General features: G+C 67.3%; 13 protein-coding genes and 2 tRNA genes. 6 read left to right on the top strand and 9 right to left on the bottom strand.

The features are described from left to right. Positions 1-107: 107 nt before the first annotated feature. Positions 108-181: transfer RNA gene (locus BOSE125_RS13930), tRNA-Ile, on the top strand. Between the two features lie 221 nt (positions 182-402). Beyond that, positions 403-475: transfer RNA gene (locus tag BOSE125_RS13925), tRNA-Ala, on the top strand. A gap of 76 nt (positions 476-551) precedes the next feature. Here the strand turns inward: BOSE125_RS13925 and BOSE125_RS13920 are convergent. Continuing rightward, positions 552-1,430 (bottom strand): hypothetical protein, encoded by an 879-nt coding sequence (locus BOSE125_RS13920; RefSeq protein ID WP_159553453.1) that lies wholly within the window; start codon positions 1,428-1,430, stop codon positions 552-554. 199 nt (positions 1,431-1,629) lie between these two features. Between BOSE125_RS13920 and BOSE125_RS13915 the strand changes: the two genes are divergently transcribed. The 3 genes from BOSE125_RS13915 (at position 1,630) to BOSE125_RS13905 (ending at position 4,260) form a co-directional block, all read left to right on the top strand. After that, entirely contained in the window at positions 1,630-2,175 is a 546-nt protein-coding gene (locus tag BOSE125_RS13915; protein WP_159553451.1) for a peptidylprolyl isomerase, read from the top strand. A 378-nt stretch (positions 2,176-2,553) separates the two neighbouring features. After that, positions 2,554-3,243 (top strand): rhomboid family intramembrane serine protease, encoded by a 690-nt coding sequence (locus BOSE125_RS18265; RefSeq protein WP_159553449.1) that lies wholly within the window; start codon positions 2,554-2,556, stop codon positions 3,241-3,243. A 477-nt stretch (positions 3,244-3,720) separates the two neighbouring features. Continuing rightward, entirely contained in the window at positions 3,721-4,260 is a 540-nt protein-coding gene (locus BOSE125_RS13905) for a DinB family protein (RefSeq protein WP_371300796.1), read from the top strand. A 29-nt stretch (positions 4,261-4,289) separates the two neighbouring features. Here the strand turns inward: BOSE125_RS13905 and BOSE125_RS13900 are convergent, their stop codons facing one another. Beyond that, on the bottom strand, positions 4,290-4,586 hold the full coding sequence (locus BOSE125_RS13900; protein ID WP_159553445.1) for a cell division protein CrgA: 297 nt from the start codon (positions 4,584-4,586) through the stop codon (positions 4,290-4,292). 217 nt (positions 4,587-4,803) lie between these two features. Between BOSE125_RS13900 and BOSE125_RS13895 the strand changes: the two genes are divergently transcribed. Next, positions 4,804-5,496: an aminodeoxychorismate/anthranilate synthase component II gene (locus BOSE125_RS13895; RefSeq protein ID WP_159553443.1), complete on the top strand. Its 693-nt coding sequence runs from the start codon at positions 4,804-4,806 to the stop codon at positions 5,494-5,496. 36 nt (positions 5,497-5,532) lie between these two features. Here the strand turns inward: BOSE125_RS13895 and pknB are convergent, their stop codons facing one another. Genes pknB through BOSE125_RS13860 form a run of 7 tightly spaced genes read right to left on the bottom strand, consistent with a single transcriptional unit; the run spans position 5,533 to position 15,367 of the window. Next, positions 5,533-7,632: a Stk1 family PASTA domain-containing Ser/Thr kinase gene (gene pknB / locus BOSE125_RS13890; RefSeq protein ID WP_159553441.1), complete on the bottom strand. Its 2,100-nt coding sequence runs from the start codon at positions 7,630-7,632 to the stop codon at positions 5,533-5,535. 54 nt (positions 7,633-7,686) lie between these two features. After that, on the bottom strand, positions 7,687-9,480 hold the full coding sequence (locus BOSE125_RS13885; protein WP_159553439.1) for a protein kinase domain-containing protein: 1,794 nt from the start codon (positions 9,478-9,480) through the stop codon (positions 7,687-7,689). Next, positions 9,477-10,925, bottom strand: a complete 1,449-nt coding sequence (locus BOSE125_RS13880; protein ID WP_159553437.1) for a penicillin-binding transpeptidase domain-containing protein — start codon at positions 10,923-10,925, stop codon at positions 9,477-9,479. Before BOSE125_RS13880 ends, BOSE125_RS13885 begins: the two co-directional genes overlap by 4 nt. Then, entirely contained in the window at positions 10,922-12,337 is a 1,416-nt protein-coding gene (locus tag BOSE125_RS13875; protein WP_159553435.1) for an FtsW/RodA/SpoVE family cell cycle protein, read from the bottom strand. Before BOSE125_RS13875 ends, BOSE125_RS13880 begins: the two co-directional genes overlap by 4 nt. Next, positions 12,337-13,908 (bottom strand): PP2C family serine/threonine-protein phosphatase, encoded by a 1,572-nt coding sequence (locus tag BOSE125_RS13870; protein WP_159553433.1) that lies wholly within the window; start codon positions 13,906-13,908, stop codon positions 12,337-12,339. The genes BOSE125_RS13875 and BOSE125_RS13870 overlap by 1 nt, the downstream gene beginning before the upstream one ends. 5 nt (positions 13,909-13,913) lie before the next feature. Then, entirely contained in the window at positions 13,914-14,453 is a 540-nt protein-coding gene (locus BOSE125_RS13865; protein ID WP_159553431.1) for an FHA domain-containing protein, read from the bottom strand. Further along, complete coding sequence (locus BOSE125_RS13860; RefSeq protein WP_159553429.1) at positions 14,450-15,367, bottom strand: DUF3662 and FHA domain-containing protein; 918 nt, start codon at positions 15,365-15,367, stop codon at positions 14,450-14,452. Before BOSE125_RS13860 ends, BOSE125_RS13865 begins: the two co-directional genes overlap by 4 nt. Positions 15,368-15,596: the final 229 nt, after the last annotated feature.

The raw sequence follows: 15,596 nt of genomic DNA, 5'->3' as shown, positions 1-15,596 counted from the left end.
GCGAGAGGCTCGACGGGATCATTCATCGATTTTGACGGTCAGCCCCGCTGGGGTAATGTTGATTCTCGTTCCGGAGACACGATTTGGTTCGGTCTTTCGAAACGTGAGGGCGTATAGCTCAGGCGGTTAGAGCGCTTCGCTGATAACGAAGAGGTCCCAAGTTCAAGTCTTGGTACGCCCACCCACGCAGTCCCCATCCGGCCGTAGGCCGGGGAAGGCGGCACCATGAAGCCGGTAGTTCGACTGGCTGCCCTGGCAGCTGGCGTGGCCGCAGTGCTCGGGATCCGCTTCTGGCGGGAGAACGAACGCGGCAAGCAGGTCTGGAGTTCGGCCACGGATTCTCTGAACAGCCCCGGAGATCCGCGTGAGAATCAACCGGATGCACATAACTGAACACCCCTCGGGGGCATGGCGCAATTGGTAGCGCACCTGCTTTGCAAGCAGGGGGTTAGGGGTTCGAGTCCCCTTGCCTCCACCGAGAGAAGGGCCCGGGACACCAGTGGTGTCCCGGGCCCTTCTGTTTCAACCGGAAGCCGTTAGCCGGGTCCGCATCACTCTGCGGACTTTGGGGCGGGAATCCCCTCGACCTTCTCCTCGGGGCCATCCACGGAGTCCACGGTGGCGGTGCCCGCGGCGACGCTGGGAGCCGGGGTGGCTGCAGCGGAGCTGGCGGCCGGAGTCGGACCCGGAACGGACGGGGCCTTGGTGGCCAGGTCCGGATCGGCACCGGCCGATGCCGGTGCGGACGGTGCGTCCTGCTTCGGCAGCGGTGAGGGTGCCGGGGTCTTCCACGGATCCTCGACCGGCTTGGTCAACTGCCAGACGGCGACGGCCGCGACGCCAGCGGCCACCACGATGCCGGCCACGAGCCAGCCCTTGCCGCCCTTGTGCTGCTTCTTGGCCTGCTTCCTCAGCTGCTTCTCCGCCGTCTTGGCGTACTCCTCGGCGGCCTTCTTCAGCTTCTTCACGGTCTTCTTGTCACCGGTGATGTTCACCAGGGCCCTCTCGACAGCCGGGGAGACCTTGACGCCATGAGCCGCCTTCGAGGCCTGGCCGGCCACCGTGGCGAGGCGTGCCGACGCGGCGGGGACGTACTCGCCCTCCACCTTGCTCCGAGCGCCCTCGAAAGCCGGGGCCAGCCGGTCGAGCTGGGCCTGGACCTGCGGTGAGACCTTGTCAACGGCCCCAGACAGGACTGAACTCGCCTGAGCCAGGCCGGCCCTGACCTGCGGGCTGAGCTTCTCCACGGCCTCGGACACCTGCTGGGAGGTCTTCTCCCCTGCGGCCTTTCCCTGGACCTTGCCCTCACCGAGGCCTCGTTCGGCCCAAGCCAATGCGGCCTCCACCTTCGGTGCAGCCCAATGTGCCGCATGGTCCACGCCGGAGTTGATCCGGTCTTCGATGCTCGGGACAGTCGTCTTCTTGCTCATCTGAACCTCCATGACGTGCGGTTGTGCACTGTGGTGTGCCGGCAACCCACCGGTCCGCCGGTCCTGGAGATAGCCTACGGGGTCCGGGCCGTGACGGCACGGCGAGCCCGGAGCGCGGTGATTCGGCTGTGGGCGAAGTTGCCACCACCGTTGAGCCGCGGCGGGTTCTGACTGGCGGGGTGATGGAACAATGGCGACCATGACTGCCATTGCAACGCATACCGCCACCATCAAGACCACCGCCGGCGACATCCTCGTCGAGCTCTACGGGAACCACGCCCCGAAGACCGTCCAGAACTTCGTCGGGCTGTCCACGGGTGAGCGGGAATGGACCCACCCGCAGACCGGGGAGACCCACAACGGCACCCCGCTGTACAACGGGACCGTCTTCCACCGCATCATCAAGGATTTCATGATCCAGGGCGGAGACCCGCTCGGCCAGGGTTTCGGCGGCCCCGGCTACCAGTTCGACGACGAGATCAGCCCGGACCTGGACTTCAACGCCCCCTACAAGCTGGCCATGGCCAACGCGGGCATCCAGAACGGACGCGGGACCAACGGCTCCCAGTTCTTCATCACCACCGTGCCGACCACCTGGTTGCAGGGCAAGCACACCATCTTCGGTGAGGTGAAGGACGAGGCCTCCCAGAAGGTCGTCGATGCCCTGAACGCCGTGGCCACCGATGGTCGTGACAAGCCGCTCGAGGGCGTCTCGATCGAGTCCATCGAGATCAAGGAAGCCTGAGTCTCCTTGTCCCACCAGACCGCGGGCGGTCCGGACGGAGGGGCGGGCCGGCAACTGCCGGTCTGCCCCCGCCACCCGGACCGCCCTTCGTTCATCCACTGCCAACGCTGCGGACGTCCGGCGTGCCCGGAATGCCAGCGGCCGGCCGCCGTCGGCATCCACTGTGTTGACTGTGCCGCTGGCCGGACCCCGGCCGGAACAGGCACTACCGGTCCCGGACAGCAGTCCACCGATCCGTGGGGGGTTCCGTCCTCCGGATCGGCCGAGGCGGCGAGGCCACCCTACGGCGAAGGCCGCCTGATCCTTCCGACGGGCACAGGCCGTCCCGGGCGGACAGTCGTGCGCCGCCGGCCCGGGCAACCTTGGGTCACCTGGATCATGATCGGGCTCTGTGTGGCCATGTATGCCCTGCAGTGGGTCACCTCGGGCCAGCGCATCGGGATCACTGAGCAGTTCTTCTATGCCGGACTGCACACCTCTTCAGAGGCCATGGAACCGTGGCGCATGCTGACCTCGGCCTTCCTGCACTCGCTGGGCAACCCGCTGCACATCGTCCTTAACCTGTACACCCTGTGGCTCATGGGACGCATGCTGGAACCTGTTCTCGGATGGCCTCGGTTCCTCGCGCTCTACCTCCTGTCCGCCTTTGGCGGCTCCGTGGCGGTGTTGTTGCTCTCCAACCCGTATGTTCCGGTGGTGGGGGCCTCCGGCGCCGTGTACGGGCTCTTCGCGGCCCTGTTCATCGTGATGCGCCGGACCGGGGGGAACGTCACCGGGATCGCCGCCCTGATCGGTGTGAACCTGGTGATCTCCTTCCTGCCGGGGGCCAACATCTCCTGGCAGGGCCACATAGGCGGCCTGGTCACGGGGGCCGCCTGCGCCGCGGTGGTGGCCTATCTGCCCCGTGGTCAGCGCGGACCCGGATTTCCGGCGCGATTGGACCAGCGGTCGGTCACCGTCCAGTGGATCCTCTTGGCGGGGATCCTCGTGGTGTTGGCGGTCCTGACGATCGTGGGCATCCTGCGGCTCACGGACGCCACCCTGGTCGAATACTGGCTGGATACGTGAACAGACCGCTGGTCGCTGTGGCCGGGCCTCTGACCCGCAGCGGTTGACGCCGTCCGAGTCACGCTGAGGCGGTGAGGCAGCACGGACCCGTGGAGCATCGATCCCTGAGGATCGGCGCTCCACGGGTCCTTTGTTTATCCACAGAGTTATCCACTGATGTGGATGGAATGACATGGTTGTGATTCAAGGCCCAAGTTATCCACAGGGGTTATCCACAGTGTGGATGAATCACAGGCATGTTGTTCACACTGTGGATACCCCTGTGGATAGTAAGACCCCATGTCAGATCCGCTTTAAGGGAGAATGTTGCAACTGTGGAAAACTCGGGCGTTTCGATGAGCTCATCCGGCAGGTCTTCCACAATTGCGACGGAGGCGGGAACATCGGATCATGACAGAGGACGCCGCTGAATCCACAGGCCCGTCAAAAGATAACCACAGGCCTGTTGGCCTGCCGCTTGGACAGCTGTCACAGCAATTGCGCTGGCATTGGGACCACCATCTGTCCGCCCGTCTGGCGGGGATGAGTGACGAGGAGTACCACTGGGAACCGGCTCGCGGGGCGTGGGGTCTGCGTCCACGGGGCGCCACTCCACCGGACTATCCGGGCGCCGTGCAGGCCGGTGGTGGCGACTGGGTGATCGACTTCGCCTTTCCCGAGCCGGAACCCGCACCGCTGACGACGATCGCGTGGAGGATGGCCCACGTGCTCGTGGGCGTATTCGGTACCCGGATGGCGGGGCACTTCGACGGCCCGGAGATGGACTACTTCACCTATGACTACCCGGGGACGGCACGGGAGGCCTATGAGAGGCTCGACGCCGCTGTGACGGCATGGTGTGATGCGGTGGACAGGCTCGATGCGGGTGCGCTCGGCGCAGCCGCCGGAGAAGCCGAAGGACCGTGGAAGGAGCACTCAATGCTTGAGCTGGTCCTGCACATCAACCGCGAGGCCATCCACCACGGGGCAGAGATGTGTCTACTGAGGGACCTCTATCGCGCGGACAGGAACGTCTAGCGCCGACGCGATCGTAGGGTCAGGAACGTCTAGCGCCAACGCGTGGTCATGAGGAAACCCACGCAGGCGATGCCGAAGCCGATGCCGATGTTCCAGCCACCGGCCTGTGGAATGGGGGCCACCCCCATGGTGAGGTAGTAGACGACGATCCACAGCAGGCCGATGATCATCAGACCGAACATGATGGCCTTGTACCAAGTGGGCAGCGGGCCCGGCTCGGGCTTCTCCGCGCGGAGATCGGCCCGGCGCTGGCCTCGCTCGGCCTGCGCAGCACTCTTGCTCTTCTGGCCGATCTGGTCGGTCTTGCGGGACTTCGACTCGGGCACTTCGATTCCTGTCCACGATGGTTCGGTCACGTCGCCGCACCGGAACCGGTCACGGCGTAGTCTGCTTCAGATGAAGTACTCGGCCCAGTCTAGCGGCGAACTGGTGGAGGACATGGGCCCGCCCGTGAGACCATCCGGGGATCGCCAGGATGCGTCGAGTACCTCCGGACCCGCCTCCGCTGCCCTGCCCGCCCGACATACGATGGGACCTCTGCTCATGACCTCCCCGACCGCATCCACCGACTCGGACCACGCCATCGTCTCCGGGGCCGGATCCTCCGCCCGGATCCTCGTGGTCGACAACTATGACAGCTTCGTCTACACCCTGGTGGGGTATCTGCGGGAGCTCGGGGCAGACACCCTCGTGGTCCGCAATGATGCCGTGAGCCTCGAGGACGCGACCGAACTGGCGGCAGAGCGGGACGGGATCCTGTTGTCTCCCGGCCCCGGGACCCCCGCTGACGCCGGGATCAGCACGGACATGGTCCGGTGGGCCGCCGAGCACGGCAAGCCTCTCTACGGGGTCTGTCTGGGACATCAGGCGATCTCCGAAGCCCACGGGGCCACCGTGACGCACGCCGAGGAACTCATGCACGGCAAGACCTCGCGGGTCCTCCACGGGGGGCATCCGATGTTCGCCGGAGTCCCTGACCCGTTCGTCGCCACCCGCTACCATTCCCTCGCGGCCGTGCGCGCCACCGTCCCCGAGGAACTGGAGATCACCGCGGAGACGGACGGAGGGATCGTCATGGGCGTGGCCCACCGCAGTGCTCCGCTGTGGGGCGTGCAGTTCCACCCGGAGTCCGTGTTGACCGAGGGCGGCTACCGGATGCTGGGCAACTGGCTCGAGTACCTTGGCATGACGGGTGCGGCCGCCCGGGCCGATACGCTCTCACCGGTGATGAACTGACACTCCAACCGCTGCTGCATCCGGCGAACTTGTGGCTCAGCCGCTCTGCCCGCTGCCCCGATTGTTCCCCGGGCCAGTGGGCTGGGGACCGGACGCCTCGGCAGATGAATCCGACGGGCTGGGCGACTCGCTGGGTGAGCCGGATGCGGAGTCGCTCGGACTCGGGGACCCGCTGGGCGACTCACTCGACGGAGACGGAGAGGCAGTCGGCTCCTCGGGGACCTTCGCCACCTCGACCGTGACGGACGAGTCCTGGGGCACCTCGGTTCCCTCGGGCTGTTCCTGACTGACCACAGTGCCCGGTTCCACCGGCGCTTCGCGTTCCACCTCGGAGACGGTCATCTGCAGGCCCAACTCCTGGAGGGCGGCTTGGGCCTCCTCCTGGGTCAGGCCGACGAGGTTGGGGACCACGACGTTGCCGGAGGACATCTGCAGCTCCACAGTAGAGCCTGACTTCACGGTGGCTCCGAGCTCCGGGGAGGTGCCGACCAGCCGGTCCCGCGGGACGTCGGCCGAGGGGACATAGCGGACCGAGGAGATGGACAGGCCCAGACCCTCCAGGGTGTCCCGCGCCGTGGCCTCCGACTGCCCGGCCAGGTCCGCGGGGATCTCCACCTGTTCGGGGCCGATGGAGATGAAGAGGGTGATCTCCTGGTTCTTCTGGACGACGGTTCCGCTGTCGGGTTCAGTGCCGACGGCCAGATCCCGCTGGACCTCATCATCGTGCACCTCTTCCAGGATGGGCCGCAGTTCCGCGGAGGTCAGCGTGTTCTGGGCCTCGATCTGGGTCATCTCGGCCACGGCAGGAACGGTCACCTGATTGGCCTCCACATTGCGCCGGTTCAGTTCCTCCATCAGGAACCACCCACCTGCCACGGCGGCCAGGGCCAGGATGACCACGAGGATGGGCACCCAGACGCGGTGCGCTTTGCGCTTCTTCTTCGGTGTACCCGGGCGCGGCTCCTCGCCGAGGTCCAGCGGGTGGCCCGTATCCTCCGGGGGTGCGGGAGGCGTGGCCGCGGTGGGGGCAGAGAGTTCCCCGTCGTGACGGCCGGAATGCAGGTCATCCGCGAGGCCCGTGTACCTCTCGGTCCTGGGCTCGCTACCGGAATCATTCCCGACGGCGGCCATCGCCCTGGTCTCTCCCTCCGGCCGGGGAGAGACGGCCGTCATGGCCTCCGTGGCGCCGTCCGGATACATCCCGACGGCGGCGGCACCGGCAATGCCACCGGATCGGTCCCCAGCGGCAGCCGAGGGGGACGAGTGCTGCGCAGGGCCGGCGTCGGGCTGCTCAGCTGCCCGGTACAAGCTGGCACGGAATTCCAGGCCAGACTGGAACCGGTCCTCTCGGTCCTTCGAGAGCGCGCGGGAGACCACGGCGTCCAGGGCGGGCGAGACGGTCGGGTTGAGCGTGGAGGGAACCGGAGGCTCCTCCCTGACATGCTGGTAGGCCACGGCCACGGCGGAATCCCCCACGAACGGCGGGCGCCCGGTCAGCAGCTCGAACAGCAGGCAGCCGGCCGAGTACAGGTCCGACCGCGAATCCACGGACTCACCCCGGGCCTGTTCCGGTGACAGGTACTGGGCGGTTCCGACCACGGCCTGGGTCTGCGTCATCGTGGCGGCCGAATCGGACAGTGCGCGGGCGATGCCGAAGTCCATGACCTTCACGGCCCCGGACTTGGTGACCATGATGTTGGCCGGCTTGATGTCCCGGTGGACGATGCCTTCCTCGTGGCTGTAGTTCAGGGCGGCCAGCACCCCGGAGGTCCATTCGATGGCCTGGTCCACGGTGATCTCGTCATGGCGCAGCAGGTCGCGTAGCGTGCGACCATCCACGAACTCCATGACCATGAAGGGACAGGCGACGCCCTGGTAGGCGCCGTCCTCGAACCGTTCCTCGCCCGTGTCGAACACCGAGACGATGTTCGGGTGGTTCAGCGCAGCGGAAGACTGGGCCTCCCGGCGGAACCGGGACTGGAACTGCGGATCGCGGGCCAAATCCGGGCGCATCAGCTTGATGGCGATCTTGCGACCGAGTTTCTGGTCCCGACCCTGGAACACATCGGCCATGCCACCCCGGCCGATGAGGTCACCGACCTCGTAACGGCCGTTGAGGATGCGTTGATGTGGCACTGTCGTTCGTCCTGTTCTCACTGATGATGCTAGCCGGCGGGGTGTCCGGGCGGTCTAGGTGGCGGGGTCCTCGTCCGTGTCCGTGGGGGTAGCGGTCGAATCGAGCGTCGAGCTCGGCGCACTCTGCGGGGCCGTGGTCGCCGTTCCCGTCGTCGGCGGGGGCGTCGAGGTCTCCGATTCCTCGGTCGGCGACGACTCCGGGGGTGTCGAGGGTTCCTCGGGAGTGGATGGGGCCGACATCGTCGGCTGCGGGCCGGCGGAGTAGGTGACGATGATCAGCGAGCCGACCTCGACGTCCGTGTTGCTCGGCGAGAGATTGATGACCGTACCGGAGGGGGCGTCGTTACGGATCTCGGCGCCCTCTACCTCCATGCCCAGGGCGCGTAGCTCACTCGCGACCGTCTCGAAGTCCCGGCCTTGATACGACGCGGCCTGGATCGACACGGTCTCGGGTCCGGTCTCGGTGGGCGTCGGCGACTCGGTGGTCGGTTCGGACGTGCTCGGTGAGGGCGACTGCGTCTCCGAGTCGGCGACCGACGAGCTGGCGGAGGTCACCGGCGCCGAGGAGGATTCCTCGCCACCGCCGCCGGTCAACTGGGGTCCGAGCCAGATGCCGAGGACGACGAAGACGATCAGCGCGATCAACCCGATCATCGGCCAGGTCCACGGGCTGCGCTTCTTCCGTCCGGCGGTGCGGTCGAGCTGCTCGTTGTAGCCCTCGGCGTCCGGGTCCGAGGAGTCTCCGGCGCGGTAGGCATCCGGGTCCTCCGTGGCGGAGATGGCACCGGCTGCGCCAGCGCCGCTACCGGCACCGACGCTGGCGGCCACGGGCAGTGCGGAGGTGCCCGTGCCCTCCGAACCGGAAGCACCACTGATGACCTCGGTGGCATGGGTGTCTGACATGCCCGAGTAGTCGACGGCCTGTGTGAGCGCTTGGGTCTGGGCGCCCTGGGCGGCAACGGCCGCAGCTGCGGCTCCTCCCGTCAGGAACGGAATCATCCCGGGCACGGCGGCGGCAGCGGACGCCGTGTCCTGTTGACGCAGGGACTCCGCAGCCTCGGCCAGGGCGGTGGCGTTGGCCGGACGCTCGTCGGCCTCCTTGGCCAGCATGGACATGATCAGGGCCCGCACCGGTTCCGGGATGGTGTCCGGCAGGGGCGGTGGCGGGTCGTTGACCTGGGCCAGCGCGATCGCGATCTGGGACTCGCCGGAGAAGGGACGGTGTCCCACGAGGCTCTCGTAGCCGATGACACCGAGGGAGTAGATGTCCGAGGAGCCGGTGGCCTGCTGTCCCGTGGCCTGTTCCGGGGCCAGATACTGGGCGGTGCCCATGACCTGGCCGGTGGCGGTCAATGGCACCTGGTCAGCGATCCGGGCGATCCCGAAGTCGGTGACCTTGACGCGGCCGTGCGGAGTGATCAGCAGGTTCCCGGGCTTCACGTCGCGGTGCACCAGGCCCTGGGCGTGGGCGGCGGACAGGGCACGGGCGGTCTGCGCGATGATGTTCAGGGTCCGGTCCGGGGAGAGGACCTTCTCCTTGTCCAGGATCGCCGAGAGTGGCGGTCCGGGGACCAACTCCATGACAAGGTAGCCGGAGCCGTCCTCCTCGCCGTAGTCGAAGACGTTCGCGACGCCGGGATGGTTCAATAACGCCGTGTGCTGGGCCTCCGCCCGGAAGCGGCGCAGGAAGTTCGCGTCACCGGTGTACTCCTCCTTGAGGATCTTCACCGCCGTCAGCCGGCCCAGGATCTTGTCCTTGGCCTTCCAGACCTCGCCCATGCCGCCGATGGCGATGCGCTCGGTGAGCTGATACCTGCCGCCCAGCGTGATACCCGATGTCGGCCTCACTGTGTGACCACCGCCTCCATGATTTCCTTCAGGTTGGTCGACGTCAGCTCACTGCCGGTGTCGAAGTCGATGTTCTGGTACACGATCGTGACGGCCACCTGTGGATCATCGGCCGGGGCAAACCCGGTGATCCAGGAATTGACCAGGTCATTGTCCGCCCCCAACTGGGCAGTGCCGGTCTTGGCGGCGATGTCCACGCGGTCTGACTGGGCCCGGTAGGCCGTACCGCCGTCGAGCGGACCGCGCATCAGCTCCGTCATCTGTTCAGCGATCTCCGGGGTGGTGGAGCGCTTGAAGACCTCCGGCTGCACGTCCTCCAGCAGCGTCAGATCCGACCCTCGGATCGTGTCGATCAGCTGCGGTTTCATCATCGTCCCGTCGTTGGCGATGGCGGCGGCCACCATGTTCATCTGGAGGGCGGTGGCCTTGACGTCCCGCTGGCCGATCGAGGACTGGGCCAGGGCTGCGTCATCCAGGTCCTCGGGGAACTGCGAGGCGGCGACCGTCAGGGGGATGTCGAAGGACTCGTTGAACCCGAAGTTCTCCGCCGTAGTGCGGATCCGGTCCTGGCCCAGCTCCATGGCCGCGAGGGCGAAGGGCGTGTTGCAGGACTGGGCGAAGATCTCGGCGAGGGTGGCCTCGTCCATCCTGCCGCACAGGCCACCGCCGAAGTTGCCCAGGGGCGTGTTCGTGTTCGGCAGGGTGATGGAATTCGGGACGTCGAGGACCTGATCCGGTTGGTACTCGCCGGACTCGAGCATGGCCACCGTGTCGATGAGCTTGAACGTGGAACCCGGGGCCGGCAGGGAGGCGGTGGGCCGGTTGAGGTAAGGGCTCAAGCCCGGCACGGACTGCAGCTCCTCCATGTTCGCCGAGGCCTCGGCCCCGTTGTGTGTGGCGAGCAGGTTCGTGTCATAGCTGGGCTTGGAGGCCATGGCCAAGATATCCCCGCTCTCCGGATCCGTGATGACCACGGAGGCCTCCACCCCGTCCGGCATCACCGAGTAGGCCAGTTCCTGCATCTCGGGGTCGATCGTCAGCTCCACCTGGGCGCCCTCCATCTGGGTGCCGGAGAACAGTTCGACGATGCGATCCACGAACTGGCCGTCAGTTGAGCCGGCCAGGTAGCGGTTGAGCTTGTCCTCGAGGCCGGTGGCTCCGTAGGTCAGCGAATAGAAACCGGTCAGCCCCGAGTACAGCTCGGTGTCGTGGTAGACGCGCTGGTAGTTGAAGTCGTCGTTGGACTCCACGGATTCGGCGATCGGGTTGCCGTCCACGAGGATCGGTCCGCGGGCGGAGCCGAACTCCTGGTAGAGCTGCCGCGAGTTGAAGTCGTTGTTCTTCAGGGCATCGGCGGCGATGACCTGGATGATCGAGATGGCCACCACGAGCACCATGAACATGGCGACGATGACGACCCAGGAATTGCGGATGGCCTGGTTCATGCGGTGACTCCTCCTGCCGGCGTCTCGACCGGAACTCCGGACGTGCGGTCCTGGTGCCCTGATCCGGAGCCGGACGCGTTGACCATGGGACCGACGGCTACCGGCTTGCGCGCGGACTGGGACACCATCAGCACGAGCGCCACCACGATCCAGTTGGCCAGCAGTGAGGAGCCACCGGCCGCCATGAACGGAGTGGTGAGGCCGGTCAGCGGGATCACCATGGTGACTCCGCCGATGACCACGAAGCACTGCAGGGCCATGGTGAAGGCCAGCCCGGCGGCCAGGAGTTTGCCGAAGGCGTCACGGGTTCCCAAGGCGGCGCGGAGCATGCGGGTCACCAGCAGCACGAAGAGCATGAGGATCGCGGACAGGCCGATGAAGCCCAGCTCCTCGCCGAACGAGGCGATGATCATGTCCGAGTTGGCGTAGGCCACGATGTCTGGCCGGCCCCCGCCCAGTCCGGTGCCGAGGAGTCCGCCGGAGGCGAGACCGAACAGGCCCTGCACGATCTGGTAACTGCCGGCACCGCGGTTGTAGACCTCCGGGTCGAAGGCATGGAGCCAGGCGTCCACGCGCAGCCCCACGTGGGAGATCGTGTTCACGGCGAGCAGCCCGCCCACGGCCACCAGGACCAGGCCGAGGATGATCCAGGACACCCGGGAGGTGGCCAGGTAGATCATGGCCATGAACAGCCCGAAGAACAGGATGGCGGAGCCGAGGTCCCGCTGGAACACGAGCACGCCCATGGAGATCAGCCACGCGATCACCAGCGGGCCCATGTCCCGGAAGCGGGGGAAGGTCACGGGGCCGATCTTCTTGCCGGCCAGCAGGATGAGGTCACGGTTGGCGGAGAGATAGCCCGCGAAGAAGATGGCCAGGGTGATCTTGGCGATCTCTCCCGGCTGGAAGGAGCCCACGCCGAGGTTGATCCAGATCCGGGCGCCGTTGATCTCCATGCCCAGTCCCGGAATCAGCGGCAGCAGCAGCAAGATGCCGGAGGCGGCGAGGAACAGGTAGGGCCAGCGCCGCAGGACCCGGTGATCCTTGAGCAGCCAGAGCAGGGCTATCGCCACGCCCATCGCCACCACGGTCCACATCAGCTGGCGGGAGGCGGCGTCGTCCCCCTCGGCCACGTCGATGCGGTGGATCATGGCGATCCCGAGGCCGTTGAGGGTGACCACGATCGGCAGGATGTACGGATCCGCGTACCGTGCGCGCAGCCGCAGTACCAGGTGGAAGACGAGGGCCATGATGGCCAGCACGGCCGCCTGCACCCAGTATTCGGAGGTGATCTCGCGGTCCATGCCGAGGCCGGCGAGCAGGCTGGCTCCGGTGCCGATGCACAGGCCCAGGATCAACAGCACCAGTTCGGTGTTGCGCCGTGGACGGGGGGTGGAAGAGATCTGGGACATCAGCGATCACCTCCTGGAGGGGTGGACGGGGGCGTGGAGGTCGGACTGCCCGAGGAAGTCCCCGACGGCGAATCGCTCGGCGTCTCGGACGGGGACGGGCTCGGCGTGGCCGGTGGATCCGGAGTCACGGAGTTCTCCAGATCGGCGACGATCTGCTGGGCGTGCTCGAGGTCGCGGGCCGGCAGGCCCGATTCGACGCGTTGACGTGAATATGCCGGCAGATCCTCCAGCGCCACGTCCGTCTCACTGTCGAGGTGGGACAGCTGGATCGGCCCCAGCCGCTGGGAGACGCCGTTGTAGATGGCCACCCGGCCGTCCTGGGCACCCACGTAGTACTGGGTCTGTGTCCACAGGTAGCCCCAGAGCAACAGCACGGCGAAGATCAGCGCCAAGAGGGCGGTGAAGACCGGGATGAAGACGGAACGACGCCGGCGCGGCCGCCCCTCTGCCCGTGTCCCGTCCCGCGTTTCCTCCGGTTCGTGCCCGCCGGAATCCGAGTCGCCACCGAGACCGTCATCCGAGCCATCGACCGGGCCACGGTGGCCCTCGATGAGCTCCGAGGCGGCGGAGACCGCCAGCGGGTCGGGCAGGGCGCCCTCGGCCTGGGCACCGTGGCTGGCCGCGCCGGTCAACAGAGCGGCTGCTCGCTTCTGGGTGCTGCGGCGGGTGACGATCGGGATCTTGCCGGTCTGGGTTGCCAGGTCGGCGGCACCGACGAGGACGTGGGGCCGTGACTCCAGATCCTCCCGCAGCAGGGAGGCGGAGACGGGGCCGGCCTCGCCGGGCGTAGCGGCGGCGAGGGCCTGGTCGGAGAGGTGGGCGGGCGAGGGCAGGGCCGCCTCGGCCTCGGTGGCCTCGTCCACCTCCAGGGCCACGACGGTGACGTTGTCCGGGGCACCGCCGGCCAAGGTCAGCTCGACCAGTTCATCGGCCACGGCCTGAAGATCGCTCCGGTGGCGCAGCTTCTGCTCGATCACGGAGGACGGCACCACGGCTGTCAGCCCATCGGAGCACAGCAGCCAGCGCTCGCCGGGTGCGGCGTCCACAGCCGAGATATCGAGCTCCGGGGAGGCATCCACGTCGCCGAGCACCCGCATGAGCACGTTCTTGTGCGGATGCGACTCGGCCTCGGCGGGGTCCAGCCGTCCCTCGTCCACGAGTCGCTGCACGAAGGTGTGGTCGATGCTGATCTGCTCGAAGGTGTCGTCCTTGAGCCGGTAGGCCCGGGAGTCTCCGATGTGCGCCACGTGGATGGTCCGCCCGGCGAGTAACATCGCCGTGCACGTGGTCCCCATGCCGGCGAGTTTGGGACTGGCATGGACCAGGTCGTTGAGGATCAGGTTCGCGTTCTGGATCTCGTCCGGCAGCACGGTCTCCGGACTGGCATAGCCGGTGGCGTCCAGGGGGGCCAGGTCCAGCACCGTGGAGGCGCTGGCCACGTCACCCCCGACGTGCCCGCCCATGCCGTCGGCCACGACGGCAAGGTGTAATCCGGCATAGGCAGAGTCGTCGTTCTTCGACCTGACCCTGCCCACATCGGATCGCGCAGCGAAGCGGAGGACCAAAGGCATCGGCGTCAGGACCTCAGTTCCAGGACGGTCTTGCCGATCCGGATCGGGGTGCCCGGGTCCACGGCCACGGTGCGGGTCAGCTGGGAGCCGGACACGTAGGTGCCGTTGGTGGAGCCGAGGTCCTCAAGGAACCAGCGCGAGCCCTGGGGGAACAGGCGGGCATGACGGCCCGAGACGTAGTCGTCGTCCAGCACCAGGTCAGCCTCTTGGGCGCGCCCGAGCAGGAGCGGTGATCCGTGCAGTTCGACGACGGAGCCCTGGAGTGGGCCCTCGGTGACCTGGAGCCGCGTCGGCAGCGGCCGGGCCTGTTGCTGGCCGGTGCTCTGACCACCGGTCCCGGAGGCGGGTGCACCACCACTGGGGCTGCCGACCGTACCGGCGGCCGCACCGGCGGCGACGGGCGCTGGGTTCTTGCCGCGGGGACGGACCTTGTTGCGGGCGCCGACCATGAGATCCCGTCCCTGGGAGGAGACGATCGAGATGATAAGGATCCACATGACCAGCAGCAGGCCCAGCCGCAGGGCGGCCACGGCAAGTTCACTCATGAGGCTCCTCCCTGGCCCGGCGTGTCCCGCGCGGGCAGCATCCTGAAGACCATGGCAACACGTCCCATCGTGATTCGGTCACCGTGCCGCAGCACGGTGGAGCCGTCCACTTTACGGTCGTTGACGTAGATCCCGTTCGTGGATCCCAGGTCCACCGCCATGACGGTGCTGCCCCGGGTGATGATCTCCAGGTGGCGGCGGGAGACGCCCGTGTCTTCCACCAGGATGTCCGCATCGGCGGAACGGCCGAGCACGATCGAATCGGCGTTGATGCCGTACTTGCGGCCGTCGATCTCGAGCACGGGCTGCAGTGGTGGGGTGGCCGGTCGGGACGGCTGGGCCGGGCGCTGGGGGGACGGGCTCGGTGTCCGCCGGACTGCCTCCGCCGACGCGGCCGGCGTGGGCCGGGGTGCCGGGGGTGAGGCCACGGGTGGCACCGGCGGGACGGGCGCGTTCCGGTCCACCGGAGCCTGGGACACGACGGCGGCCGAGCCGGTCCCGGTGGGCGAGGAGCCGGCGTCGTGCATCTGGTCCGAACCGCCGGAGCGGTCCGAGGCGGACTCGATGTCCAGTTTGCCGGCGCGCAGCGACGCCTCCTCCACGAAGGTGACGCGGACCGGGCCATGCAGGGTGTAACCCTGGTCCCGGGCATGCCGGATGGCCTCGTCGCAGAGTTCCTCCGCGAGGGCGGAGCCCCATTTCCGGGCCAGCTCGAAGTCCGGGGTGGAGAAGCGGATGATGAAGACGTTGGGCACGAAAGTGCGGCCCTCGGAGAGGACCACGGCCTCGTCGTCCATGGTCAGTCTCAGGGCGTTGGCGATCTCGACCGGCTTGACTGCTCGGGAGCCGCCGGCCGAGAAGGCTGACTGCACAGCCTTCTCCAGGCCGCGCTCGAGGTTATCCAGAAGACCCACGCGGGGGTACTCCTTTCGGCAGATGTCTGTGTCGATAGTACGCGGCACGCAGGAGCAAACCGTGAGGAACAGGCCGGGGGCGGGTTTCAATGCGGTTTCAATGCGGTCTCCCAGGCCGGACTCAGGCGCTCGAAGTGCCCTCGATTGGTCTTCGCTTGGTCTTCGATTTGGGAATCCGTCACGGTGGGGATAGGATAGATCCTGCTGTTCTGACCGGTACGAAGGATTC

This window comes from Citricoccus sp. K5 (genome assembly GCF_902506195.1).
GTDB lineage: Bacteria > Actinomycetota > Actinomycetes > Actinomycetales > Micrococcaceae > Citricoccus.
The sequence above is the reverse complement of the archived record's forward strand: the minus strand, read 5'-3'. Positions and strand labels throughout refer to the sequence as shown.